This window comes from Streptomyces sp. Tu 2975 (assembly GCF_009832925.1).
GTDB lineage: Bacteria > Actinomycetota > Actinomycetes > Streptomycetales > Streptomycetaceae > Streptomyces.
In genome coordinates this window covers 23,011-48,485 of record NZ_CP047140.1, presented here as the reverse complement: position 1 = coordinate 48,485, position 25,475 = coordinate 23,011, and the positions used below count along the sequence as shown (strand labels likewise).

At 71.1% G+C, this 25,475-nt stretch carries 24 protein-coding genes; 12 read left to right on the top strand and 12 right to left on the bottom strand.

Features of this window, described 5'->3' with window-relative positions; all coding sequences use genetic code 11:
* The gene (locus tag GLX30_RS00240; RefSeq protein ID WP_159682191.1) at positions 1-288 is read right to left on the bottom strand and encodes a hypothetical protein; all 288 of its coding nucleotides are present in this window, start codon (positions 286-288) and stop codon (positions 1-3) included.
* 15 nt (positions 289-303) lie between these two features.
* Positions 304-1,095: a class I SAM-dependent methyltransferase gene (locus GLX30_RS00235; RefSeq protein WP_159682190.1), complete on the bottom strand. Its 792-nt coding sequence runs from the start codon at positions 1,093-1,095 to the stop codon at positions 304-306.
* 344 nt (positions 1,096-1,439) lie between these two features.
* Here GLX30_RS00235 and ctaD point away from each other — a divergent pair, with 344 nt between their 5' ends.
* Positions 1,440-3,173, top strand: a complete 1,734-nt coding sequence (gene ctaD / locus GLX30_RS00230; RefSeq protein WP_159682189.1) for a cytochrome c oxidase subunit I — start codon at positions 1,440-1,442, stop codon at positions 3,171-3,173.
* 110 nt (positions 3,174-3,283) lie between these two features.
* On the opposite strand, the gene GLX30_RS00225 is transcribed toward ctaD, so the two are convergent.
* Entirely contained in the window at positions 3,284-4,687 is a 1,404-nt protein-coding gene (locus GLX30_RS00225) for a DEAD/DEAH box helicase (protein WP_159682188.1), read from the bottom strand.
* 223 nt (positions 4,688-4,910) lie between these two features.
* On the opposite strand from GLX30_RS00225, the gene GLX30_RS00220 reads away from it, so the two are divergent.
* Positions 4,911-5,444, top strand: a complete 534-nt coding sequence (locus tag GLX30_RS00220) for a GNAT family N-acetyltransferase (RefSeq protein ID WP_159682187.1) — start codon at positions 4,911-4,913, stop codon at positions 5,442-5,444.
* Between the two features lie 79 nt (positions 5,445-5,523).
* Here the strand turns inward: GLX30_RS00220 and GLX30_RS00215 are convergent, their stop codons facing one another.
* Positions 5,524-6,738 carry an MFS transporter gene (locus GLX30_RS00215; RefSeq protein ID WP_159682186.1) on the bottom strand — a complete coding sequence of 405 codons (1,215 nt, stop codon included), beginning with the start codon at positions 6,736-6,738 and terminating at the stop codon, positions 5,524-5,526.
* A 54-nt stretch (positions 6,739-6,792) separates the two neighbouring features.
* Between GLX30_RS00215 and GLX30_RS00210 the strand changes: the two genes are divergently transcribed.
* The 3 genes from GLX30_RS00210 (at position 6,793) to GLX30_RS00200 (ending at position 9,385) form a co-directional block, all read left to right on the top strand.
* Positions 6,793-7,545 carry a helix-turn-helix transcriptional regulator gene (locus GLX30_RS00210; protein ID WP_159682185.1) on the top strand — a complete coding sequence of 251 codons (753 nt, stop codon included), beginning with the start codon at positions 6,793-6,795 and terminating at the stop codon, positions 7,543-7,545.
* Between the two features lie 200 nt (positions 7,546-7,745).
* The gene (locus GLX30_RS00205) at positions 7,746-8,096 is read left to right on the top strand and encodes a YciI family protein (RefSeq protein WP_159682184.1); all 351 of its coding nucleotides are present in this window, start codon (positions 7,746-7,748) and stop codon (positions 8,094-8,096) included.
* Positions 8,097-8,101: 5 nt separating this feature from the next.
* Positions 8,102-9,385 (top strand): RNA polymerase sigma factor, encoded by a 1,284-nt coding sequence (locus tag GLX30_RS00200; protein ID WP_159682183.1) that lies wholly within the window; start codon positions 8,102-8,104, stop codon positions 9,383-9,385.
* Positions 9,386-9,422: 37 nt separating this feature from the next.
* On the opposite strand, the gene GLX30_RS00195 is transcribed toward GLX30_RS00200, so the two are convergent.
* Both GLX30_RS00195 and GLX30_RS00190 read right to left on the bottom strand, forming a co-directional pair.
* Positions 9,423-10,571: a winged helix DNA-binding domain-containing protein gene (locus GLX30_RS00195; RefSeq protein ID WP_159682182.1), complete on the bottom strand. Its 1,149-nt coding sequence runs from the start codon at positions 10,569-10,571 to the stop codon at positions 9,423-9,425.
* A 70-nt stretch (positions 10,572-10,641) separates the two neighbouring features.
* A complete protein-coding gene (locus tag GLX30_RS00190; RefSeq protein WP_159682181.1) occupies positions 10,642-11,166 on the bottom strand; it encodes a VOC family protein in 525 nt (174 codons plus the stop codon).
* 335 nt (positions 11,167-11,501) lie between these two features.
* On the opposite strand from GLX30_RS00190, the gene GLX30_RS00185 reads away from it, so the two are divergent.
* A complete protein-coding gene (locus GLX30_RS00185; RefSeq protein WP_159682180.1) occupies positions 11,502-12,854 on the top strand; it encodes a glutamine synthetase family protein in 1,353 nt (450 codons plus the stop codon).
* Positions 12,855-12,991: 137 nt separating this feature from the next.
* Here GLX30_RS00185 and GLX30_RS00180 read toward each other — a convergent pair whose 3' ends face one another.
* Both GLX30_RS00180 and GLX30_RS00175 read right to left on the bottom strand, forming a co-directional pair.
* Positions 12,992-13,417 carry a VOC family protein gene (locus tag GLX30_RS00180; RefSeq protein WP_159682179.1) on the bottom strand — a complete coding sequence of 142 codons (426 nt, stop codon included), beginning with the start codon at positions 13,415-13,417 and terminating at the stop codon, positions 12,992-12,994.
* Positions 13,387-13,908: a cupin domain-containing protein gene (locus GLX30_RS00175; RefSeq protein WP_159682178.1), complete on the bottom strand. Its 522-nt coding sequence runs from the start codon at positions 13,906-13,908 to the stop codon at positions 13,387-13,389. Before GLX30_RS00175 ends, GLX30_RS00180 begins: the two co-directional genes overlap by 31 nt.
* A gap of 192 nt (positions 13,909-14,100) precedes the next feature.
* Between GLX30_RS00175 and GLX30_RS00170 the strand changes: the two genes are divergently transcribed.
* Positions 14,101-14,319: a hypothetical protein gene (locus GLX30_RS00170; protein ID WP_244257918.1), complete on the top strand. Its 219-nt coding sequence runs from the start codon at positions 14,101-14,103 to the stop codon at positions 14,317-14,319.
* Between the two features lie 244 nt (positions 14,320-14,563).
* Positions 14,564-14,752 (top strand): hypothetical protein, encoded by a 189-nt coding sequence (locus GLX30_RS34235; protein ID WP_167306777.1) that lies wholly within the window; start codon positions 14,564-14,566, stop codon positions 14,750-14,752.
* A gap of 410 nt (positions 14,753-15,162) precedes the next feature.
* On the opposite strand, the gene GLX30_RS00160 is transcribed toward GLX30_RS34235, so the two are convergent.
* Both GLX30_RS00160 and GLX30_RS00155 read right to left on the bottom strand, forming a co-directional pair.
* On the bottom strand, positions 15,163-16,836 hold the full coding sequence (locus GLX30_RS00160) for a hypothetical protein (protein WP_159682177.1): 1,674 nt from the start codon (positions 16,834-16,836) through the stop codon (positions 15,163-15,165).
* A gap of 153 nt (positions 16,837-16,989) precedes the next feature.
* A complete protein-coding gene (locus GLX30_RS00155; protein ID WP_159682176.1) occupies positions 16,990-17,172 on the bottom strand; it encodes a hypothetical protein in 183 nt (60 codons plus the stop codon).
* Between the two features lie 256 nt (positions 17,173-17,428).
* Between GLX30_RS00155 and GLX30_RS00150 the strand changes: the two genes are divergently transcribed.
* The 3 genes from GLX30_RS00150 (at position 17,429) to GLX30_RS00140 (ending at position 20,996) form a co-directional block, all read left to right on the top strand.
* Positions 17,429-19,624, top strand: a complete 2,196-nt coding sequence (locus GLX30_RS00150; protein ID WP_159682175.1) for a helix-turn-helix transcriptional regulator — start codon at positions 17,429-17,431, stop codon at positions 19,622-19,624.
* 3 nt (positions 19,625-19,627) lie between these two features.
* Positions 19,628-20,182: an XRE family transcriptional regulator gene (locus GLX30_RS00145; protein ID WP_159682174.1), complete on the top strand. Its 555-nt coding sequence runs from the start codon at positions 19,628-19,630 to the stop codon at positions 20,180-20,182.
* A 187-nt stretch (positions 20,183-20,369) separates the two neighbouring features.
* Entirely contained in the window at positions 20,370-20,996 is a 627-nt protein-coding gene (locus GLX30_RS00140; RefSeq protein WP_159682173.1) for a class I SAM-dependent methyltransferase, read from the top strand.
* A gap of 189 nt (positions 20,997-21,185) precedes the next feature.
* Here GLX30_RS00140 and GLX30_RS00135 read toward each other — a convergent pair whose 3' ends face one another.
* Entirely contained in the window at positions 21,186-21,980 is a 795-nt protein-coding gene (locus tag GLX30_RS00135) for an LppX_LprAFG lipoprotein (RefSeq protein ID WP_159682172.1), read from the bottom strand.
* A gap of 455 nt (positions 21,981-22,435) precedes the next feature.
* On the opposite strand from GLX30_RS00135, the gene GLX30_RS00130 reads away from it, so the two are divergent.
* Positions 22,436-23,671 carry a SpoIIE family protein phosphatase gene (locus tag GLX30_RS00130; protein ID WP_159682171.1) on the top strand — a complete coding sequence of 412 codons (1,236 nt, stop codon included), beginning with the start codon at positions 22,436-22,438 and terminating at the stop codon, positions 23,669-23,671.
* Positions 23,672-23,821: 150 nt separating this feature from the next.
* Here the strand turns inward: GLX30_RS00130 and GLX30_RS00125 are convergent, their stop codons facing one another.
* Complete coding sequence (locus GLX30_RS00125; protein WP_159682170.1) at positions 23,822-24,862, bottom strand: vWA domain-containing protein; 1,041 nt, start codon at positions 24,860-24,862, stop codon at positions 23,822-23,824.
* Positions 24,863-25,475 lie beyond the last annotated feature (613 nt).

Below are 25,475 nucleotides of genomic sequence, written 5' to 3'. Positions count from 1 at the left end.
TCAGGCATTCAGGTGCTCGGTGCATCCCGCTCTACGGCGCACGGCGGGCGGACCTGCCGTACGCGACCACATCCGCACCGCACCGGCGGTCCGCACGGCACCGGCGGCCCGTACCGCACCGGCGGTCCGCACGGCACCGGCGGCCCGTACCGCACCGGCGGTCCGCACGGCACCGGCGGTCCGCACGGCACCGGCGGTCCGCACGGCACCGGCGGTCCGCACGGCACCGGCGGCCCGTACCGCACCGCCGGGGGAGCGGCGTCGCTCACGCGGCGTCCCGTCGCTCACGCGGCGCCCCGCCGCTCACGCGGCGTGGGTGACGCGCAGTTTCGACTGGCCGTGCGGCAGCTGCTCCCAGTCGTCCATGAAGCGGGCGGTGAGACCGTGCCGGGCGGCCAGCCGGATCAGCGTCTGGGTCCGGTAGTAGAAGTCCTCGCCCAGCACCTGGTGCTCGCGCGTCTCGGTGCGGTCGTAGGTGAAGTCGAAGAACCCGCCCGGGGCGAGCACCCGCCCCACGTTCGCCAGGCATTCATCGATGATCTCCAGCGTCGAGTGGGAGAAGACGCTGTGTGCGTGCACGACCGTGAACGCGGCGTCGGGGAGGAAGTCCAGCGTCAGGTTGTCGACGGGCGTCAGATACGGAAGCTTTCGCTGGAGCCCGTAGTGGACGAGGGTCTTCTTGGCCTCGATGAGAATGTCGGGGGAGATGTCGATCCCGTAGTAGTGGCCGGGCTCCAGATGGTCGATGAACCGCCAGCCGGCCCGCAGATTGCCGCACCCGATCTCCAGCATCCGGTCCTGCGGCTTCAGCCCGTGCTCGCACAGGTAGTCGAACTGCATCTGCCCGATGGCGAGCCAGCGGTCGTGGGAAGGCCCGCCGCCGACCGCCGCCTCCGGGCTTCTCGCGGTGTCGGAGGCCATCACCGCCCGGTAGTAGGCGACGTGGCCGCCGCGGTGACGCAGACGCAGCCAGGTGTCCCGGCCCGCCCGGCGCAGGTAGGGCAGCACACGCTGCGGATGCCGCAGCGCGTACCGCGCCTTGTGGCCGAGGCTCGACCGGTTCGTCGACAGACGGGATGCGGGTCGTTGCGGCATGACGGCCTCCGTGCCATCGGTGGGCGTCCCCCTTCCCGGATGCTAACCACGGGCGGCCCCACCGGGCGTCCGCTCACCCGTTCGGCACACACTCCGCCCGAGATGCCGGTGCGTCCGTCACCACCGGCCTCCACCCGGACGGACCGCAGGACCCGTTCGCAGACCACCGGCGCCCGTCCGCCTGCCCCCGCCCCGCCGACCCGGCCGAGGGCGTGTCCGCGGGCCCCGGCGCGGCTTCGCGGCATAACGTGTGGCATCGCGTTGGCTGGGCACTCCACCGCTTCCGAACCGCCGCTTTCCGAACCGCGCACGAAGGAACCGCCAGAACCGCCCGGGGGTCACACATGGTCACATCCACCGGCACGCCGGCGCCCGTTCCCGTAAAGGGCCGCACGCGGGGCCAGGTCGTCATCGTGTGGCTGACGACCACGGATCACAAGAAGATCGGGCACCTCTACCTGATCACGTCGTTCCTGTTCTTCGTCGTCGCCGGGGTGATGGCCCTGCTGCTCCGTGCGGAACTGGCCCGGCCGGGCATCCAGATCCTCTCGAGCGAGCAGTACAACCAGACGTTCACGATGCACGGCACCATCATGCTGCTGCTGTTCGCGACGCCCACCTTCGCGGGTTTCGCCAATGCCGTCATGCCGCTGCAGATCGGCTCTCCCGACGTGGCGTTCCCACGGCTGAACATGCTGTCGTTCTGGCTGTTCCTCTTCGGCGGACTGATCGTGCTGAGCAGCCTGTTCACCCCCCAGGGCGCCGCCGACTTCGGCTGGACCGCCTACACGCCGCTCAGCGGCGGCGAGCGCTCGCCGTACGTGGGCGGCGACCTGTGGATCATGGGCCTGGCGCTGTCCGGGTTCGGCACGATCCTCGGCGCCGTCAACTTCATCACGACGATCATCTGCCTGCGCGCGCCGGGAATGACGATGTTCCGGATGCCGATCTTCACCTGGAACATCCTGTTCACCTCGGTCCTGGTGCTCTTCGCCTTCCCCGTCCTCGCGGCCGCGCTGCTGGTCCTGGAGGCCGACCGGCGTTTCGGCGCACAGGTGTTCAACCCGGAGAACGGCGGCGCACTCCTGTGGCAGCACCTGTTCTGGTTCTTCGGCCACCCCGAGGTCTACATCATCGCCCTGCCGTTCTTCGGCATCGTCACCGAGATCCTCCCCGTCTTCTCCCGGAAACCGATCTTCGGCTACGTCGGCCTGATCGGGGCGACCATCGCGATCACGGCACTGTCGGTGACCGTGTGGGCCCATCACATGTTCGCGACCGGCGCGGTCCTGCTGCCGTTCTTCTCCTTCATGACCTTCCTCATCGCGGTGCCCACCGGGGTGAAGTTCTTCAACTGGATCGGCACCATGTGGAGGGGGTCACTGTCCTTCGAGACGCCGATGCTGTGGTCCGTCGGCTTTCTCGTCACGTTCCTCTTCGGCGGCCTGACCGGCATCATCCTCGCCTCGCCGCCGCTCGACTTCCACGTCACCGACAGCTACTTCGTCGTGGCCCACTTCCACTACGTCGTCTTCGGCACCGTCGTGTTCGCCATGTTCGCCGGCTTCCACTTCTGGTGGCCCAAGATGACCGGCACGATGCTCGACGAACGCCTCGGCAAGATCCACTTCTGGACGCTGTTCATCGGCTTCCACACCACGTTCCTCGTCCAGCACTGGCTCGGCGCCGAAGGCATGCCGCGGCGCTACGCCGACTACCTCGCCGCCGACGGCTTCACCGCCCTCAACACCCTTTCCAGCATCGGCGCGTTCCTCCTGGGCGCCTCGACGCTCCCGTTCTTCTACAACGTCTGGAAGACGGCGAAGAGCGGCAGACGCATCGATGTGGACGACCCCTGGGGTTACGGCCGCTCCCTGGAATGGGCCACCTCGTGCCCCCCGCCGCGGCACAACTTCACCACGCTGCCCCGGATCCGTTCCGAATCGCCCGCCTTCGACCTCCACCACCCGGTCGTCACACAGCTCGAAGCGGCCGAAACCGCCGGTCGGCGCGACGTCGTCGAACCCGGCAAGGGCGTGGCGCCCCTGAACCGGGACGAGAACAGCACAGAAGAATGAGACGCGACATCCCGCACCCACCGGGGCGGGCCGGCACATGGCGCGGGGGAGCGCCGAAGGGCGGTCACAGGAAGAGAACTGCTCTTCCCGAGGCCACTGCTGAAGAGCCGTCAGTGACCTCGGCGGACCCGGGCCGCCCTACGGGCCTCCGCGAGACCGCGGGCCTCGGCCGTCCTGCGCGACTCCTTCGGGGCCCGGGCGCCCAGACCCCGGAAGGGCGTATTGCCGCCGGCTGACCTGTCCGCGACAGGCGGCCGCTTCGCTCCCGTGATGCCCGCCAGCTTCTCCTCGCCGGAGCGCACCTGGGTGACCACCGGCCGGATCCCGGCATCGGACATCATCCGGTTCACCTCACGCCGCTGGCCCGGCGTGACCAGGGTGACCACCCGGCCCGACTCGCCCGCACGCGCCGTACGGCCGCCCCGGTGGAGATAGTCCTTGGGATCGGCGGGCGGATCGACGTTGACGACCAGGTCGAGCGCGTCGACATGGATGCCCCGCGCGGCCACATTGGTGGCCACCAGCACGGTGACCTCACCGCTCTTGAACTGGGCGAGCGTGTGCGTGCGCTGCGGCTGCGACTTCCCGCTGTGCAGCGCGGCGGCCCGGATACCACTGCCGCGCAGATGGCGGGTGAACTGGTCGACCGCGTGCTTGGTGTCCAGGAACATCAGCACCCGCCCGTCCCGGGCGGCGATCTCCGTGGCCGTGGCGTACTTGTCCGCCGGATGGATGTTCAGCACATGGTGCTCCATCGTGGTCACCGCGCCCGCCGCCCGGTCGACCGTCGCCTGCACCGGGTCATGGAGGTAGCGCCCGACCAGAAGATCGATGTTGCGGTCGAGGGTGGCCGAGAACAGCATGCGCTGCCCGCCCGGCCGCACCTGGTCCAACAGCTCCGACACCTGGGGCAGGAACCCCAGGTCGCACATCTGGTCCGCCTCGTCCAGCACCGTGATCCGCACCTGGTCCAGGTGGCAGTCCCGGCGCCCCACCAGGTCGGCCAGCCGGCCCGGCGTCGCGACGACCACGTCCACGCCGGCCCGCATCAGCGTCGCCTGCCGCCCGATCGACAACCCGCCGACCACCGTCGCCAGCCGCAGCCCCAGCGCCAGCGCGTACGGGGTCAGCACGTCGCTCACCTGCTGCGCCAGTTCCCGGGTCGGCACCAGGACAAGCCCCAGCGGCCGCTTCGGCTCGGCGCGCCGGCCCGCGGTACGGGTGAGCAGGGCCAGCCCGAAGGCGAGCGTCTTGCCCGACCCGGTCCGCGCACGGCCGAGGATGTCCCGGCCGGCCAGCGCGTCGGGCAGGGTGGCCGCCTGGATCGGGAACGGTTCACTCACCCCGGAGCCGGCCATCACCTGGGCCACTTCCGGGGGCAGTCCCAGTTCGGCGAAGGACCGCGCGGGCGGCGAACCGGGCGTCAGCGTCACCGCCGAAAGCTCACCCTGCACCGCCGTCGGCCGGGTTTCGCCGGCACCGAGGCGCCCAGCGGCTGACGGCTTCGCATTCATGGGGGACCCTTCCGTGGTCTGGCGCCCGGAACGAGCCGGGGCCCGCACCCCTTGGTACGGGCCCCAGAACGACGAAGCGTGCCCCCATTTTACCAGCGCGCCCCCCACCCCCTTTCGGGTCCGCCCGCCCCGGCGCAGGCCTCCGCACCGCTGCCGCCCCCGCGGCACCAGCACGGGACACCGATTAACGGTGACCCTCCTGCCTCCGGCAGGATGAGCGGCCATGACCGAGATCCGCACCCCCCGCCTCCTCCTGCGCCGCTGGCACGACGACGACCTCACGCCGATGGCGGACATCAACGCGGACCCCCAGGTCATGCGCTGGGTGGACGACGCCTCCCCGCTCGATCTCGAGGACACCGCCGAGGCGATCGAGCAGTGGGAAGAGGAATGGGACGAGGAGGGCTTCGGTCTCTTCGCCGTCGAACTGCTCGCCTCCGGCGAACTGGCCGGCTTCACCGGACTGTCCGTGCCCGAGTTCCTGCCGGAGGTGATGCCCGCCGTGGCGATCAGCTGGCGGCTCGGCTCCTCGTTCTGGGGCCAGGGATACGCCTCCGAAGCCGCCCAGGCGACGCTCGAGTTCGCGCTCCAGGACCGTGGACTCGACCGCGTCATCAGCATCAGCCGCGCCGGGGACGAGGCGTCCGAGAACGTCATCCGCAAGCTCGGCATGGTGCTCGAGCGCGAGACGGTGCACCCCGTGTACGGCTTCCCGCTGCGCGTCCACAGCATCGACCTCACCGAATTCCAGGCCTGAGCCCCGCCCGCCGAGCACGCGGCACCGCCCCGCGCCACTCCCGCCCCCGCCGGGCCCCCGATCCGCCGGCCGCCGTGCGTCACCCCCGCCCTCGCCCCGCCCCCGCCGCCTCCGTCCCGTCCCCGGTCTGCCGCGCCGTCGCCATGCCACGCCGCTGCGGCGCCGCGGGTTCCGGCAGGGTACGCAGCAGCAACCAGCTCAGCACGGGCATCACGACCAGCGGGGCCAGCGCCGTCCGCAGGGACGTCGCATCGGCGAGCTGCCCGATGAAAGGGCCGGCCAGGCCGCCGGCGCTGACGGTGAGACCGAGGGTGATCCCGCCGGCGGTTCCGACCCGCGAGGGCAGATAGTCCTGACCGAGGGTGACCTGCAGCGAGAACGGCACGTACAGGCCGGCCGACGCCAGCGCCACGAACACGTAGAGCGCCGGCCCCGGGACGGTGACGATCCCTGTGACCGCGACAGCCGCGGCCAGGTACGACCAGCGGGAGACGACGACCCTGTCCCAGCGCTCGGCCAGGTGCCCGCCCACCACGGAGCCCACCGCGCCGCCGAGGTAGAGCACGAACAGCGCCGCGGTGCCCGCCGCCGCGCCGCCTCCCGTGCGCTGCCGCGCGTAGAGCGCGATGAAGGTGCTCAGCCCGACGAAGACGACCGACCGGCAGATCACCGCCAGCGACAGCTTCACGAACGACACCCGGTCGTCGGCCCCTCTCACCACCACCGGGCCGGAACGCACGCCCCCGTCCTTCTCCAGCGCCTTCAGCACCGGCAGGCACAGCACGCTGCCGACGAGAGCCGGCACCACGAGCAGCGGCGACAGCCGCAGCCCTCCGCCGGCGACGACCGCGGTGACCATGAGGGGCGCGAACGCGAAGCCGAGATTCCCGCCGAGGGAGAACCAGCCCATCCTCTTGTGACTGCCCCGGCAGGCGAGCCGCGCGACCCGAGCGGCCTCGGGATGATAGGCGGCCACCCCCAGCCCCGACACCGCCACGAACACCAGCGTCCACCCGTAGGAGCCGCTCACACCGCTCCCCGCGATGCCCACCCCGCCCAGCAGCGTGCTCACCGGCAGCAGCCACGGCATCGCCCACCGGTCGGTCAGCACCCCGAACACCGGCTGGGTCACCGACGACAGCACCGACGCGGCAAGCACGATGCCGGACACCGCCGCGTAACTGTAGGCACGCTCGGCCACGAAGAACGGCACGAGCGACGCCACCGCGCCCTGGTACACGTCCACGCAGGCATGCCCGACCGACAGCAGGACCACCGACCTGTTCTTCCGCACGCCACCATCGTCGACGGCACCCCGGCTGTCGTACTTCCGATAAACTGCCGACCGATGCCGCAGATCCGCCACCAGCCGGTCGCTCCGACCCGGACCCAGAGCCTGGCCACCGGGACACAGATCGACGCCCACCAGCACGACGACCACCAGATCGTCTACGCAGGCCGAGGAGCGCTGACCGTCACGACCGGCGCCGGCACCTGGGTGGCACCAGCCACCCGCGCCATCTGGATCCCGGCCGGCACCGTCCACGCCCACCAGGCACACGGCGACCTGGAACTGCACCTCGTCGGCCTGCCCGCCACCGACAACCCGCTCGGCCTCCACACACCGACCGTGCTCGCCGTCGCCCCCCTGCTCCGCGAACTCATCCTCGCCCACACGCGCCCCCCACTCGACGACAGCCCCGAACGCACCCGCCTGCGCGCCGTACTGCTGGACCGACTGCGGGCCTCGCCCCAGCAGCCGCTCCACCTGCCCACACCCACCTCCTCCCTGCTCAGGGACGTGTGCGACCTGCTGCGCGCCGACCCCGCCGACAACCGCACCCTGGCCGACCTGGGCAGGACCGTCGGCGCGAGCGACCGCACCCTGTCGCGGCTGTTCAGGTCCGACCTCGCCATGACGTTCCCGCAGTGGCGCACCCAACTGCGCCTGCACCACGCACTGGTCCTGCTGGCGGACGACACCCCCGTGACCACCGTGGCGCACCGGTGCGGCTGGTCGTCCGCCAGCGCGTTCATCGACGTCTTCCGCCGGGCCTTCGGTCACACCCCCGGCACACACCACCGCCACCGCCCCCAATGACCCGGCCCGGCACCTGAAAGCCCGGCCCTTCGCCGCCTGGGCGCCTGAAGACTCCCTGGAACACGAGGCAGCCCGCGAAGCCACTTAAGAAAACAGAAGAAAATCGGGGGACCGTGTCGATCCGGCCGTGTCCCGTTCGTCGTCATGGTGTGCGGCACCCCGCCGCACAAGAAGACGACAGACCCTGAGGGAGTCCGACCATGAAGTACATGATGCTGATCAACAGCGGCGCGATCGACGCGAACGGCGGGGCCGCCGAATGCACCGTCGAGGACTGGATGACCTACGACAAGGCCGTACGCGACGCCGGCATCCTCGTCTCGGGCGAGTCGCTGGCCGACCTGGTCACCGCCACCAAGGTCCAGGTCGGCGCCGACGGCGAACGGACCGTCACCGACGGGCCGTTCGCCGAGACCCGTGAAGTCCTCGGCGGCTTCTACGTCATCGACGTGCCGGACCTCGACATCGCCCTCGACTGGGCCGCCCGCTGCCCCGGCGCACGCGGCAGCGGCTCGGTCGTGGTGCGGCCGGTCGCCGACTTCGGGGCCTGACGGCGATGGAGGCGCGGGCGACCGGCACGGACAAGGCGGTGGAATCGGTGTTCCGCGAAGAACACGGCCGGTTGCTCGCCTCCCTCGTACGCCGCTTCGGAGATCTGGACCTGGCGGAGGAAGTCGCCTCCGAAGCGGTCGAGGCGGCGCTGGTGCACTGGCCGGTCCAGGGCGTGCCGGACAAGCCCGGCGCCTGGCTGCTGACCACGGCCCGGCGCAAGGCCGTCGACCGGCTCCGGCGCGACCAGGCGTACGCCGCCCGCCTCGCCGTCCTCCAACTGGACGCGGACCGCGCCGGCCCCGCCCCCCGCACCGGCGTCACGGACAGTGAACTGCCCGACGAACGACTCCAGTTGTTCTTCACCTGCGCCCACCCGGCCCTGCTGCCCGAGGCCCGCGGAGCCCTCACCCTGCGCTGCCTGGCCGGACTGACGACACCCGAGGTCGCCCGCGCCTATCTCGTCCCGCCCGCCACCATGGCCCAGCGGATCGTACGGGCGAAGAAGAAGATGCGCGAGGCCCGGATCCCGTTCCGGGTACCCGACGCCGACGAACTGCCCGGACGCCTGCCGGGCGTCCTGCAGGTCCTCTACTCCATCTTCACGGAGGGCTACACGGCCAGCTCCGGCCCCGAACTCCAACGGCTCGACCTCGCCGAGGAAGCCGTCCGCCTCGCCCGCATCCTGCACCGGCTGCTGCCCGCCGAACGAGAGGTCACCGGGCTGCTCGCCCTCATGCTGCTCGTCCACGCCCGCCGCGCCGCCCGCACCGGCCCCACCGGCGAACTCGTGCTCCTCGAGGACCAGGACCGCGACCGCTGGGACCGCACCATGATCGACGAAGGCCTGGCACTCGTCCCCCCGGCCCTGACCGGCGGCCCACCCGGCCCCTACGGCGTGCAGGCCGCGATCGCCGCCCTGCACGACGAAGCAGCCGACCTCACGACCACCGACTGGCCACAGATCGTCGCGCTCTACGACGTACTGCTCACGCTCACCCCCTCCCCGGTCGTCGCCCTGAACCGGGCCGCCGCGGTCGCCATGCGCGACGGCCCCGAAGCAGGCCTGGCGCTGCTCGACGACCTCGCAGGAGAGGAACGGCTACGCGGCCACCACCCCTACCCGGCCGCCCGCGCCGACCTCCTCCAACGCCTCGGCAGGCTCCCCGAGGCCGCGGCGGCCTACCGGCAAGCACTCGACCTCGCCGGCACCGAACCCGAACGGGCCCACCTGCGGCGCCGACTGGACGCCGTCGAACAGGCCGGCCCGGACACCCCCACCCACCCATGACAGCCCCGCACCCGGGCGCACGGAGCGGCTCCCCGGCTCACCCACCCGGAAGCAGCCGGACCTCGGCCGCCGGCAGCCCCTTGATCCACCAGTGGTCGAAGCGCCGGTAGGCCGCCGGATCACGAGGGGCGAGGAACGCGACGAGCGACGCGGCCTCCACGGCCAGCTGCTCCCAGACATGACCGGGAAGCGGACGAAAGGCCGTGGCCTCGATCCCGCCCTCCACCGCACGCCACACCCCCGCGACATGACCGTCGACCAGCAGCGTCGGCAGCACGTCGCCGTTCACCCGCGTCACATGCCGGCGCCACTCGGGCGGAACGACACGGCTCCGGTCGGCATAGGCCAGCAGGACGCTGTCCCACATCGCCATCAGCCTCGGCGGCGCCGGAACATCCTCCGCCGGAAACAGCCCGCCGGGAACGTCGTACAACACCGTGCCGTCAGGCCCCTCCCACTGCACGAGCCCACCGCCCAGCGAAAGCACCGCCGCCCTGATACGGGCCCGCTGCACCATCGCGAACTGCGCCATGTCCGCCACCGACGCCGGCCCGAAGCCCTCCAAGTAGCGCCGGACCAGCTCCCGCAGACTCCCCGCGGCCACCTCCGGATCCTCCAGCACCGGCCGCTCACCCGCCGCCACGTACGACGGCCGCGTACCGAACGACCACGGCCCTCCCGTCGGCGCATGCCACAGCGGCACATACTGACGCAGCATCCGCTGCGCCGCCGACTCCATCGGCGCGCCCAGCCGCTCCTCGATCAGGCCCCCCATCTCGGCCACCGTTCGCGGCCGGTCGGCGAACTCCAGCAGATCCGCGACCAGTTCACCGACGTCGTCCGCTGTGAGCCCGGACGCCGTGAAACGGGCGTCACCGAGCCGGGAGCCGCGCAGCGTCGGCTCCATCGCCTCACGGAACGTCCGGTAGTCCTCGGCATGGACCGCGTGCAGGGTCAGCCGCATCAGCGTCGCCTTCACCGTCCGCAGACCGGCCACCGACGCGTCGAGCCCCGACGGATCGAAGCCGCTCAGCCTGTTCCACAGGGCGATGTACGGCGAAACGGGCTGCTGCGCCTGCAGGGCGACCACCCGTCGCACCCCCTCCGCGACGTCGAGCGGCTCACGGCCGAGCAGCAACTGCCGTGCGAGAGTGGCACGGTTGAGCCCGCGCGCGGTGATCTTCATGCGGGGATTGTGCCGGGTGCGGCCGCCGCCCGGCCCGGCGGACAACATCGGGCCGGGCGGGGCCGAAGGCTCAACGGGCCGGGCGCTGCGGGGCACTGGCCACCCCCGACTCCCGGCCGCTGAGTTCCGCGTCCAGGGTCTCCTGGGCGATGCGCATCGACTCGGCGTACTTCGGCTCCGACATCCGCTGCCAGGCCACGTCCGGCGCGACGTCCTCGGTCCGGCTCGTCACCCACCAGATGTTGCCGAACGGATCCCGCACCCTGCCGCCACGGTCGCCCCACGCACTGTCGACGACCTCGGTGACCACCCGTGCCCCGTGCGCGACGGCGGCGGCCACGGCGGCATCCGCGTCCGGAACGTAGATCCGCAGCAGTGACGGCATCACCGGCCAGTCCGGCCGCCGGTCGAAGGCCAGCACGACCGTGTCACCGACCCGGATCTCACCGTGACCGATCGTGCCGTCCTCGACCGGCACCCGCGCGAGCTCCTCACCCCCGAACGCGGCCGTGATGAAGTCGAGCAGCGCGCCGGTGTCGTCGGTGACCACCCACGGCGCGACACTCGTATACCCCTCGGGCACAGTGCGGTTCATCGTCCCGTCTCCTCTCCTGCCGGTCCTGCGGCTCTGCCTCACCTGACGACCGTAGAACGCGAACAGGTCGGATTCCGTCCTAGATACCCGCGCGACGTACCCGGCCCCTCCGCGCCTCCCGCGACACGACCCCGGACGCGACCGGACGGACGCCGACCCACGGCGCGCGAGCGACGGACGAGCCGGCAGCCGTACCGGGCCGGCGACCGTCACCCCGTGGCCCATGCCGTGCGACGCGCGGCGTGGGCAGGAGACGGGCCCGGGGAGTGCGAATCGGCAACCATGAACGCGGGTGTCCCGGCGATGGACACCCGGGCGGTGGGAGGAGGCGTTCGGTGGAAGCGGCAGAACGGGACGAGCGGCGGTTGGCGGCCCGCCACGAAGCGGCGCGGCTCGCCGCCGAAGGCGTACGGGCCGTCGCGATCAGCTGGGTCGACAACGCGGGCGTCAGCCGGGTCAAGACAGTGCCCACCGGCGGACTGCCGCAGGCCGCGCACCGCGGCGTCGGAATGTCCCCGGTGTTCGACGTCTACACCTCCGACGACGCCGTCGCCACCTCCCCGCACATCGGCGGCCCCGACGGCGACCTACGGCTCCTGCCCGACCTGGAGCGGCTCACGATCCTGGCGGCGCAGCCGGGCTGGGCCTGGGCCCCGGCCGACCGCTACGACCAGAACGGCCTCCCGTATCCGGCGTGCCAGCGGCACTTCGCCCGGCGCATGGTGCGGCTGGCCGAAGCGCAAGGCCTGGAGTTGCGGATGGGTTTCGAGACCGAATGGGTGGTCCTCAAGGACGACGGCACCGACGACCATGCCTGCCGGGGCCCCGCCTACGGACTGACCCGGGTGGCCGAGCTGTCGGACTATCTGCTGGCGGTCCACGACACGCTCGCCGCGCAAGGCGTCGAGGTCCTGCAGCTCCATCCCGAGTACTCACCCGGCCAGTTCGAGGTCTCCACCGTACCGGCCGACCCCGTTCGCGCCGCCGACGAGCTCGTCCTCGTCCGCGAGAGCGTACGGGCGGTCAGCGCGGCACACGGCCTGCGTGCCGCCTTCGCGCCGGTGGTCGTCGCCGGGCAGGTCGGCAACGGCTGCCACCTGCATCTCAGCCTGCGCCACAACGGGCGGAACCTGCACCGTGACCCCACCGCCGCCCACGGCCTGGCAGCCACGGCGAACACGTTCCTCGGCGCCGTCCTGGACGCCATGCCCGCCCTCTGCGCCATCGGCGCCCCTTCCCCTGCCAGTTATCTGCGCCTGATCCCCTCCCACTGGGCGGGTGTCCACCGCTGCTGGGGCATCGAGAACCGCGAGGCGGCGCTGCGTCTGGTGCTCGGCGAGCCCGACGACCTCGACGGCGGGCACGCCGAGCTCAAGCCCTTCGACGCCGCGGCCAATCCGTATCTCCTGGTCGGGTCCGTCATCGCGGTGGGTCTTCAAGGCCTCGGCGACGGCGGCCCCGCCCTGCCCGCCCCCGTGAGCGGCGACCCCGCCGGCCGCGGCGACCAGGAGCGGCTGCCGACCTCGCTCGGCGAGGCGCTTACCCACTTCGAACGGAACGGAACGCTGCGCGCGGCACTGGGGGAGGCGTTGTACGGGGCAGTGCTGGCTGTCCGGCGCGCCGAGGCGAAGGCGCTGGCCGAGCACAGTCCCCAAGCGCTCGCCGAAGCCACGCGATGGCGCTGGTGACGGGACGCCGTTCGGGCTTGCCGCCCCGGGTGGACCACCACTGCCACGGAGTGGTCCACCGTGACCTCGACCTCCCGGGTCGCGGTGACCGCCGGACGCGACCGGACAGACGCTACGGACCCACCGACTCACCGACGCTAACCCCAGGTGCGTGAGCACAGGACGAGCCGGTAGCCGTCCGGGTCGGCGACCGTCACCCCGTGCTCGTCCCAGTAGGGATTGTGCGCGCGCACCCGGGTGCCGCCGCAGGCCACCAGCCGGTCGACCAGGCTCTCCTCCACGGGGCCGCCCAGGTAGACCACGAACAGGTCGTCCACGGTCGGAGCCGGCTCCAGCGGGCGTTCGGGGTCACGGGTCAGTTCGAAGTGCCACAAGGCGCCCGGAGGGCCGACCATCAGCAGGTCGTGCTCGCCCGGGGCCCGCTCGGTGCTCCGCCACAGCACCGTGAGCCCCAGCCCGTGCACGTAGAAGCGTTCCGCGGCGGCGAGGTCCCGCGAAGGGCGGGCCACACGGACGTGTGTCGTGGAGTCGATCACGCCGACGCCTCCAGCGCGGTACGCCATACGGGGCTGTCGACGTAGTGGTTGTCGAAGCGTTCCGCGGACTCGGCGATCTCCTTCGGATCGGCCTCACCGCGCATCACCCGGCCGAGCAGGCGCAGGTAGTCGAACCGGCCCATGCCCGGGGTGAACACGAACAGGACGTCCGCCTTCGCGCCGGGCGCCGCGGCGAAGGCGTGCGGGGTACGCGGCGGCACGGCCAGGAAGTCGCCCTCGTGCAGGTCGGTGACCTCCTCGCCCACCAGAACCCGCAGAGACCCGCTGATCACGAAGAACAGCTCCGTCGCCCTGGTGTGGAAATGTGCCGGGGCCCCCACCGCTCCCTCGGCGAAGGTGGACCGGTAGGTCGTGAAGCCGCCAAGGGCCTTGTCCGACTCGCCGAGCAGCGTCATGACACTGCTCGGGTCGGCACAGGTCTCGGCATCCGAGCGGCGGGTCAGCACCGCCTGAAGGGGGGTGGTGGACGTGGATCCGGTGGGCGTTTCCTCAGTCATGATCACGACCTTATGGCCTGAAGTGCCCTGCGGTGCGGGTCATTTCGACGCCGAAACCCTGGGCCAGTCCGTACTGGTCATGATGAGGGGACGAGACCCGAGATCCAGGCCTTCGTCGCCGGCGGCCCGCTGCCCGACCAGGACGCCGACGAGGACGAGATCGACCGTCGCGTCAGGCAACTCGAGGCCGTCGTGGCGCCCGTCACGGCCGAGGAGGCGCAGGCTCTGGCCGGCTGCTTCGGCCCGGACGACTGCTACGGCGTCGCCTGGACGCTGCTGTACCTCGTCGAGACCGCTCCCGGCCCCGTCCCCACGGGGCCGCCGCCCGGCCCGGGCGCCGACGAATGGCACCACACACTCCGGAACCGGTGGGGGAGCGGAGAGTTCCCCGATGGCGGCCCGGCGACCTGAAGCCCGCCGGGCCGTCAGGCGTGGAGCAGGTTCCACAGTGTGCGGGCCGCGTGTGCCTGGCCATCAGTCCTCAACACCTCGGCAGGCGACGGTGCAAGCCGGGCACGATGCCCGAACTGCCGCTTGATCAGGGCGGCCCAAGCTCTGGACTTGCTCAAGTCCGGTTGGGCCACCGGTCGCCGGGGGCATCGTCGTCGCACACGCGACGCGACACGCACGCGTGCACAGACACACGGGGGACGACATGACCGACTTCCTGATCATCGCGGGCTTCGCCGTGATCGTGATCCTGCTTACCGGGGCCGGCGGGAAGAAGAGAGGCCGGAGCGGCCGCCGGGGCGGCGGCGGCGACGGCGGCGGTGGCTACGGCTGCGGCGGCGGTTTCTCCTGCGGAGGCGGCTCCTCGTGCGGCGGCGGGGGCGGCGGCGACTGAGCCGCCCCGGGCCGGGGCCGGCCCCGGCCCGGGGCAGCCCGGAGCGCACGGCCCTGTGAGGCCCGCTCCGTCTGCCGCCTCGACCGGCCAGAAGGCATCCGCGTTCCGACCCTGCGGGAGATGTACCTCGATCCGGACTTCCGGGTCCGCGAGGTCGCCGGTCACAGCGGACCGGCCCCCCCCTGTCCTGGCGGGAGGAGGCCATGGTGCGCCACGACCTGATCTCTCACCTCCGCCTGGCCGGCCGAGACGCCCCTCCTGGTGCTCGAGCAGCCGGGCGCGGGCAGATCAGTCCTCACCCGCGTCCTGGCCGCCTCCGCCGGCTTCCTGCCGTCCGCGTACCGTTGCGGGACGCCCACGCCGCCGGCGAAGAACGGTCCGCACGTGCGCGGCCACGGGTGCGCGCCCCGTCAGCAGCAGCCGCCTTCCCCCGCCCCCGCGACCGCTTCGAGACGGCAGAAGCAGGACGCGTCGATCGGTACGTCGGCCATGGCGGACGCCAGCTTCAGCTGCTGCGCCACGATCTGCGCCTCCGCCACCTTGCCCAGGCGCAGGAGACACTCGTGGAATCCGTGCAGCGCCCATACGTTGCCCGGGTGTTGCGAAGGTCGCGGCAGCGTGTCGTCGAGGCCCAGGTCCGCCCGGTAGACGGCCTCCGCCTCTTCCACGCGTCCCTGTTCGAGAAGCAGGGCGCCGTACGCGTGCCGGGTGGGCTGCATCCACCCCCACGGCTCGTCGTAGGGAAGGTTGTCGTCGAGTGCGATCGACCGCTCCAGCGCGGCGAAGGCGGCGTCGTGGTTCCCCTTGCGGTACTCCAGTTCACCGTCGAGCATCTCCGACGCGATCGCGAGGATGTCGATGCAGGTGTTGTTGAACAGCGTGCGTGACTCGGGTACGCGGGAGACGGCCGCACGGAACAGTTCGCGTTCGCTCTCCGCCTCAGGAATCCGGCCGGTCGCCGAGAGGGCGACACCGCGGGCGTAGTGGAGCATCGCCGTCGTCGCGCAGTACAGCTCCGGGTCGGCGGGCAGCGGCAGTTCCAGGATGTCGGACCAGCGGCCGAAGCGGATGAGCACGTGCACCCGCATGGCGAGGAACCCCTCCAGCCAGTCGGCCATGGGCGGACTGGGCACCCTCAGCAGCTCCTCCGGGATGGACGCCTCGAGCTGTGCGGCGGTCTCCAGCGCGGTCGCCGACCGGCCGAGGAACATCGCACCGTAGATCCTGAAGTGGTAGTTGTGCGAGCGGTACAGCGTGTAGAAGTTCATCGCACCGGCACGCGCGTAGTACTTCTCGTCGGCGGCGATCGCCATGGTGTTGTCCGACACCACACGCCGGTAGTCCCCGCAGAGCACCTCCAGGTGCGAGGGCATGTGCTGCAGATGCCCGGCGTCGGGTACGAGGCCACGGAGCCGGTCCGCCACGGGCAGGGCGGCCTCGGGGGTGGGGGACATCTCCATGAGGTGGACGTACAGGTGCAGGAGGCCCGGGTGCGTCTTCCCCCGCCCGGTGCCGATCGCCCGCTCCAGGACCGCCTTGGCCTCCAGCGTGCGGGCGCCTGCCGCCGGCAGCCCGGTCCGCACGTCCCACAGCTGCCAGGGCGTGAGGTTCATCTGCGCGTCGGCATGGAGTGCGGCGACATCGAGGTCGTCGGGAGCGAGTTCGTACACGGCGCGCATGCTGTCCGCGTAGGGCTCGTTCCACACCGAACAGTCCTCGACCGCTTCCGCCTGCGGATACCGGTACCGCAACGCCCGGATCAGGGCCTGCTCGACGGGGGTGGCACCGGCCGCCTTCTCGTGCGCGCGCTCGACGGCCGCGTGCGTACGCTCGACGGTCCGGGCCAGCTCCTCGCCGTCGAAGAACTCCCAGGGCTTGTTGTAGTTCGGACCGAGGGCGTAGGCGATGCCCCAGTAGGCCATCGCGCAGTCCGGATCCGCCGCCGCGGCGGCTTCGAAACAGGAGACGGCCTCCTCGTGATGGAAGCCGTACGACCAGCTCAGCCCGCGGTCGAACCACATCTGGGCGGACGGGGAGGGCGTCGTCACGGGGCGGGTGTGGGTGCCGAGGTCGTAGTAGTCCATCCGTCTCTCCTGAAGTACGGCCCGGTCGGGTGCCGGTCGAAGCGGTCAGGGGGCCCCGCCACCTTCTCCGAGAGCGACCTCGGCAGCTACACCCTGGAGTGCCCCGGCACCGACTGGTACATCACTGATCGAAACCGAGCCGTCGACCCGACCTCACAGAGGGTGCTCGTCCTCGTTGCCCGGTAGCTCTTCGGAGGCGGACGCCTCGCCGGACCTGTCGGCCCGCTCCGTGGCGTCGCCCGTCTTCTCACCCTCGGGCCGGCCCTTACCGTTCCGGCGCTTCTCCTCCTCGAGCTGTTTGCGGACCTCTTCCGGCTTGTCTCCGAGCTGGTTCACGACCCGCTCCCTGGTCATTGACGACATGATTCCGCGGCCAGGGTCACACAGGCCCGCACCACCCGCACCCGGACATGCCGACGCGGGCCCCGGGGGCCTGCACGGTGCGGTACGGGCCGTGTACTACACGCTCACCCTCCTGCCCCGATCCTCCGAAGATCGCATTGTGTGCGGAGAAAGTACGAGAAAAGACTAGGGAACGTTCGTTCCAGTGTCACTTCCCCGGTAGGATCGAAGCGTGAACGGGGAGGTTCCCATGTCTGAGCTGTTCGACGCCGTCGATGCCCTCATCGCCGGGCATGCGCCCCTTCCGCCCCCGGAGGAGCGGGAGCGGTTGCGCAAGGCGCACGGCCTCACGCAGGAGCAGGTCGCCACCGCGCTGAAGGTCCGCCGCGCGACGGTGGTGAGCTGGGAGAACGGCAAAACGGAGCCGCGACCGCCGCAACGCGACGCCTATGCCCGGCTGCTGGACCGACTCGCCGAGCTCTACCCCGCCACCCCTGCCACCCCCACCGCGTCGCCGCAGCCGGCCGAGCCGGCTCCCCAGGCCGTGGCCGGTCCGGCGCCGCAGGCCCCGGCTTCGCAGCCTTCCGCACCGCAGCCTTCGGCACCGCAGGCCCCGGCCGTGACCACGGACGACGACACCTCCGTGCCCACCACCGCGCCGGACGTGCCGGGGCCCGCCGGCGCCGCGAGCCCTACGGCGTCGCGGCGCCCGGCGGCGAAGAAGGCCACGCCCCGGCCCGCAGCGGCCTCGGCCGTCAGCGATCCGCGCTTCGCGAACGGCCCGCTCGCCGTCGTGGACATCGTGAACGAGCAGGCGTCGGCATACTGCGTCGGTGGCCTGGTCCTGGACGTACCCGCCAAGTCCCTGCCCGCGCTGGTCGACTGGACCTTGAACGAGGCGAAGCTCGGCGCCCCCCGGCTGAGCGGCAACGGCAAGGACGCCGACCCGCTCATCGTCCTCACCCCTGCCGCGTGCGAACGCTACGGCCTGCCCGTCCGACTCAGCGACGAGGAACGCACCTCGGGACGACTGCCGGAGGGCCACAAGATCATCAAGCAGCTGACCCGCGCCGACTGGCAGCTCACCCGGCGCGGATTCGGCCCCTGGGCCCGTATCTACCGCCCCGCCCAGGGCGGCAAGCGGGCGTGCGTCCAACTGTGCATCCCGTCGTGGAACGCTCTCGACGCCCGCAGCTGGGGCAGCGCCGGACAGCTGCCGGCGGCCGAACTCGCCCACCTGCTCGGCACGTACGCGACCCGCGTGATGACCCCGCGCGGCTCGACGGCCGTCACCGGCCTGGAGCTGATGACCGCACTCCACCCGCCCACCCGCGCGTCCGAGCCGGACGCCGACGGACGCCGGCACAGCGGGCACAACCCCGGCTCCCTCGGCAAGGAGCCGGTGGACTGCGCGCCGTGCGAGGCGCCCGACGGACACCCGCTCCTCGCCCACCTGCCCCGCTTCCACCAGCGCACCCCCGCCGAGATGCTGATGGAGGAGGCGTACGACTGGGCCCGCCCGCTCACCGACGACGAATGCGCCAAGCGGTACGTGGTGGGCATCGACGTCAACATGGCCTTCGCCGCGGCCGCCAACGGCACCACCGTCGGCCTGGGCGCACCCACGCACGTCAAGAATCCGACCTTCGACCCGAAACTGCCCGGCTCCTGGCTCGTCGACCTCTCCCACATCGAACTCGACGAGCGCCTGCCCTCACCGTTCACCCCCACCGGCCGGCGGCCGGAAGGACCGGCCTGGTACGCGACCCCCACCGTCGCCTACGCCGTCGAACTCGGCCACCAGGTCGCCCCCCTCGAGGCCTACGTGCGCTACGAGAACGGCCGCTACCTCGACGGCTGGTACAACCGGCTCCGCGACGCCTACATGGCCACGATGGCCGACCTCGGCGTGACCTCCACCCTGTCCCCGGCCGGCTTCCTCGCGGCCATGGAGGGCTACCGCCGGACCGACCCGCACATGGCGATCGTCCTCACCGCCGTCAAAGCGACCGTCAAGGGCGGCATCGGCAAACTCCGCGAACGCCCCCGCGGTGAGGGCTGGAAACCCGGCCGGCCGTGGCGGGCGCTCGCCCGCCCCACCTGGCGGCCCGACATCCGCGCCGCCGTCATCTCCAAGGCCCGGACCAACATGCACCGCAAGATGCTCAAACTCGCCGACGCCACCGGCCAGTACCCCCTCGCGGTCCTCTCCGACTGCGCCGTGTACCCCTCCGACGGCCCCGGCCCGCTGGACTTCCTGCCCTACAAGGACGACAAGCCACTGCCCGGCGGCTTCCGCCTCGGCGTCAGCCCCGGCATGGTCAAACACGAAGGCACGCAGACCACCCTGTGGGCCGAAAGCATCCACGAGGAACACGGCCAGGACGAGAACCTCGCCCGGTACATCAAGGACGGCCACGTCACCCACACGGACAACGGGAATTGACCGATGGGACAGCTCGCCGACAGTCTCGACCAGGCCGTCCACAAAGCGTTCACCCGCCCCATCCCCAAAACGGCCGGTGCCCGCATGCGCTACCTCGTCAAACAGCTCAAGTCCACCAGAGCCGCCGCCCAGCAACTCGGCATCACCCAGCGCACCGTGGAACGCTACGTGAAGGACCAGATCAAACAACCCCGCAAAGACCTCGCCGCCCGCATGGAGCACGAGGTGACCAAACGATGGCAGCCACAGATCCGCGCCAAGGCCAAACAGAAGGCCGCCACCACCGACGGCATCATCATCGACACCCGCGCCCGCTTCGGCTACACCGCCGCCCCCGGCACCACCGACGACGCCCGCCTGCGCCACCTCACCGTCGCCCTCCCACCCACCTACGCCGCCCGCCTCTTCGAAGCCCGCGACCAGGGCGCCACCGACCAGCACCTTCAGAACATCGCCGCCGAAGCACTCCAGGAGACCTACTTCAAGGACGGCGGCCGCCGCGCGTCCGGCCTCCTCGTCGAGTACACCGACGTCGAGCACATCGAGTTCGACCTCTAGGCGCCGCCGCTCGACGCCGGGGGACGACCCGCGACGCCGACAGCACCCCTTCCCGCCCTCGAACCGGCGCGCTGTTCGAGGGTGTGGCCTGTGCACCCCGCAAGGTGCACACCTACGGCCCCACATAGTGTGATCGCACCGTCTTCGCTCCCGGCCGGGGTGAGGCTGACCGGAAGGCACTTGGAACATGACTGGGCAACGCGACCGTTGGGCGGAACTGACCGGCGGCCGATCCGGAGAGGAATACGCTCAGCGTTTCGCACAACTCGCCGAATCAGGCCACGACATCCACGGCGAGGCCACCTTCTGCACCGCACTGCTGAAGCCCGCCGCCCGGGTACTCGACGCCGGCTGCGGCACCGGCCGGATCGCGATCCGACTCGCGGAGCTGGGCCACCACTGCACCGGCGTGGACGTCGACCCCTCGATGCTCGCCGTGGCCCGCCGGGACGCCCCCACGCAGGAATGGCTCCTCGGCGACCTGACCCGTCTCGACACCCTCGGCCTGGAACAGGGCTTCGACCTGGCGCTCGCCGCCGGAAACGTCATCCCCCTGCTGGCCCCCGGCACCGAACCCGTCGTCGTTCGGCAACTCGCCGCCGCCCTGCGCCCCGGCGGCCTGCTGGTCACGGGCATGGGACTGGACGCAGCACACCTGCCGCTGCCGGAACCGACGGTGACCCTGACAGAGTTCGACCACTGGTGCACCCAGGCCGGACTGACCTTGCGGCAGCGCTACGCCACCTGGAGCGGCGATCCCTACCACGAAGGCTGCGGCTACGCCGTCAGCGTGCACCGCCGCCCCGCCCCGTGAGTCCGCGCCTTCTGACGACGGTCCGGCCCGGGCACGCGCCCGAGTGATCCCCCGCCTTGATCGTCTGCCTCACACGTCGGGCGGCAGGGCGTCGGCCGCGACCACGCACCCGATCCGGAAACCGACCCCGGCGGGACAGAAAGCACTGGCCCTCGCCACGGGTGGCCCCTCGCGCCGTGCTGGACCCGCTCAGGCCGGCAGGACGTCCTCGCCCGCCGTCACGGGGACGACCTGCCCGGCCGACGGCGCCTCGGCCTTCACCGGCGTCCCGAAGTCCGACAGCGTCATCGTCGTCATGGCCTTCATACCGCCGAAGTACGACAGCCGGGCCTGGACGGCGCGCCCCTTCCCGTCGACCCACACGTCCGCGTAGACGGGCACGTCGCCGCCCAGCTTCTCGCGCACATCGTCCAGCCCCTGTTTCGACTCCGTCGTCATCCGGAGCGTCGCGGTGGCGTGGTCGATCGTGCCCCGGTAGTGCACCGCAGGGACGCCGTTCACCTGCTCCTCGCCCTCGTTCGACACCTGCCGCATCGCCTTCATCTGGCGGAGCAGGTGCTCGGGGTCGTTCAGCGGCGCGCGCAGGAAATAGCGGGTCAGGGCCTCGCTCCGGACGGCCGAGGCCCACTTGCCCTCGTCCACCGCCCGCGAGCCCCGCACATAGACGGTGTCGCCGACGAAGATCTCCTCGACGGGGTCCATGCCGCTGTCCTCGAGCTCCACCGTGAGCCGGCCCCTGTCACCCGCCAGGTCGAAGGCGCCGGCGATCGCGAACACGTACGTCGTGGGGCTGTCGGCGGACCGCAGCTCGATCTTCTCGTCCACGCGGGCGCTGTCCGCGCTCGTCCTCTCGATCGCGGCGCGTACGGCCGCCCCGTGATCCACGGCATTCTTCGCGCTCTCTCCCGAGTCACGGTCCGGACCGCCGGAACAGGCGGTGCAGAGCAGGAGGACAGCGGCGGAGAGGAGGTGGGCGCGGCGCATGGCTCTCCGAGGAATCGATACTGCGGCAGGGGGCCCGAAAGGGCCTGTAGATCTTCGCACGAAACCAGTGACAGGCCCCCGGGAAATCCGGCCCGGACACCCTGTCCCTCACGGCTCCTGACGCGTGCCGCCGCCCCCCGGCCGCCGGTCGTCACGGAGAACCCGGCCTCCCGTATCACCGCCCGCCGGTCTCCACAGACAGCACTCCCACACCGACGCCCTGCAACGACTCGCCCGACACGGCAGCTCGGTCGGTCGGCGTGTACGGACCCCCGGCCGAAAGGCATAGGTAGCTTCATACCGGGACAATGCCAGAGGGGCTGCCAAGCGCCGGCCGAACCCAGAGGTGCACCTGTCCGACCGGCCCACCGCCCCCACGAAGCACCCAGCTCGACGCTCCTCCGACGGGAGCGGAAGGCATCTCGACGATCAGCGGAAGGGACCGGCCAGAACCCGTGGGACCGAACATTGACTACAAGGCGTTGTTCGCGGCCACACCCAGCCCGTACCTGGTGCTGGGCCCGGACCTGATGATCGTCGGCGTCAACGACGCGTACCTGCGCGCCACCGGCCGCAGCAGACAGGACCTGGTCGGCCAGTACCTCTTCGGTGCCTTCCCGGACAACCCCGCGGACACGAACGCGGACGGAGTACGGAACCTGGGCGCCTCACTCCACCGCGTCCTGCAGACGAGGCAGCCGGACACCATGGCGGTACAGAAGTACGACATTCCTGTCCCGACCAGGCCCGGGGTGTTCGAGGAACGATGGTGGTCGCCGATCAACACCCCTGTGCTCGGGCCGGACGGGCAGGTGGCGTGGATCATCCACCGCGTGGTGGACGTGACCGAGTTCGTCCGCTCCCGCCCGCCCGGGCAGACCGTCGGGCCCCTGGGCAGACGGGAAGCGATGGAGGCCGAACTGTACGCACGGGCACGGGAACTGCAGCGGCTGAACGAGGAACTACGCCAGGCGCACGCCCGGGAACGTCAGATCGCCGTCGCATTGCAGGAAGCCATGCTGCACTCACCCGACCTGGACCGGCACCGGAACATCGCGGTGCGCTACCTGCCCGCCGTCGGGTCGCTGAACGTGTGCGGCGACTGGTACGACATCGTGGACCTGCCCGGCGACTCCTTCGGCGTCGCGGTCGGCGACGTCGTCGGCCACGGCTTGGAAGCCGCCGCGGTCATGGGAATGCTCCGCAGCGCGCTGAGCGCCGCCGTCCGGGCCCTGCACGAACCGGCCAAGTCGCTCGAAGTCCTCGGCCTGTACGCACGCTCCGTCGAAGGAGCCGTGGCCACCACAGCCGTCAAGGCCGTGATCGACACCAGCCACCAACGGATCGCCTACAGCAGCGCCGGCCACCTCCCACCCGTCCTCGTGCACCCCGACGGCACCTGCGACCTGCTGGACCAGGCGACCGACCCACCGCTGGGCGCCCGCCCCGAACACGTCCCCCGCCCCCAGGCCACACTGCCCTACACCCCCGGTGACATCCTCGTCCTCTACACCGACGGGCTCATCGAGCGCCGCGACGAGGACATCGACGTCGGCCTCCAGCGCCTCACCGACACCCTCGCCGGTCATGTCCACCTGAGCCCCGACCGCCTCGCCGACGCCCTGCTGGGCCGCCTCGGCGTGGCCGGCGGCGCCCTCGACGACATCGCCCTGATCGTCGTGCGCCTCTGACAGCACCCCGAGGCCGCCCGGGCCACTCCTCCACGCCCTGGGCGGAACCTGCTCGACCTCGGCGGTGCGCAGACCAAGGGCGGTGATGCAAGCTCGAGCTCGAGCCTGCCGGGCGACGAAGCCTCCCGGGACGTAGGGACCTTTGAGGCGTCAGTTCATCAGCAGCAGACGCGTGTTCGCCACGAGCTTCCGGTTCACGCTCGTGCTCTGCACGAAAATCGTGAAGTCGTCGTTGTGATCCGGCTTCACGCGAACTTCGCTGTCCGGCAGGCCGAGCAGGGTTCGGGCCTCCGGCCCCGCGTACACCCGGTCCGTCTTCTTCTCCAACACCGCGATCTGCTTCCGCGCCTGGATCTTCTCCGACTTACCCAACTGGTAGAAAGCGCCACCGGTCCGGTAGGTGTGCCCGCACTCGATGACCCACTCCCGGATCGCCGCGTCACGAGCCACCGGGATCAACTGGTACTCCGACGGCTTCACCGGGGTGAGGCCGGCCGCCTTGATGGTGTCCTTGTTGACTGCCTCCGCACCCGTCGAGAACACCGCCCGCGATCCCCGGATACCCTTGGCGCGGCCCACCATGAACTTCTCGGTGGCCTGCCGGATGACCTGCCCGGCCTCCTCCAGGCCCTGCGTGCTCGTGGCGTCCCAGATGGCTATGTTTTCCTTCGGGAAACCGCACTGCATGGCCTCGCGCTTGCCCATCTGGTCCGGCACAAGGACCGCCAACGTCCAGTTGTCCTCCTGCGCCGCGATCATCCCGGCCACGGCTTGCACCAGTTCACGCGGATCCCTGCCAGGAGCGTCCGGGCAGCGGTGACTGGCGTTCTCCTGCCCGTCGGTGAGTACGAACGTCAGGAAGCTGTGGTCCCCGTACAGTTGAGCCGTCTGCGCCAGCTCCCGCTGTGACTTCAGCGCGGCCGCCAGCAGAGCCGTCATCCCACCGACCCGGTACATCTGCTTCAGCGACGGCATCCGCAGCACGTCCTTGTCGTAGATGACGCACTCCACCTTGTCCGCGAAGACGTACACCGTGACGCGGGTTTCCTGGTCCAACTCCCTTGATCGGCGGGCAAGGTAGGCGATCTGCTGGTCGGCGACTTCGACGACCTTGCCGCTCAGGTGCGACATGGACGAACTGGCATCCAGCACAAGAGCAACGTGATTGATGTAGTTCTGGGCTCCGGCCATGACAGCTCCCCCTCATTCCGACTCGATGCTCCTACCGTCTCACCCACCACTGACAATCGATCTTGGCTCCTGGACCGGATCAAGAGCCCACCTGGTGAGGCTGCCCGAGCTCATGGGCATGCTCGACCTGCGCGACGAGCACGCCCAGCCGCAGGCGCCCGAACTGGCAGCAGAACTCCGGATACGCGTTTGCCTGCGGCCGCCCACGTGACAGCCTTCGCTGCCGCTGCCGCTGCCGCTGCCGCTGCCGCTGCCGGTGCCGCCGTCGGCTGGCTCCCGGCCCTGAGTCGCGCGTACCGTACGGCGGCGGGCGGCACCAGTGCGGGGTCGCCCGTCGCCGTTTGCGTTCTCCGGTTCCAGGCCAGGCCGCCTGGGTGAGCGTCGAATGCTTTCTGTACGGGATCCTCGCCGGTCTCGCTCCTCGTCCTGCCGAACGAGAGGCCAGGAAGCGTGTGGTGATCCGGGCAAGCGTGTTGCAGGCAGGGTTGCTGCGGTGCGCAGGCGAGGGCTTCCATCGGTTCATGCCACGCGCGACAGGCAGCAAGGGCAACCGGCTGCACCGGTGGAACTGCCCAGTGTCGAGCAGGGCTTGGAGGTGCTGGAACGAGAGAAT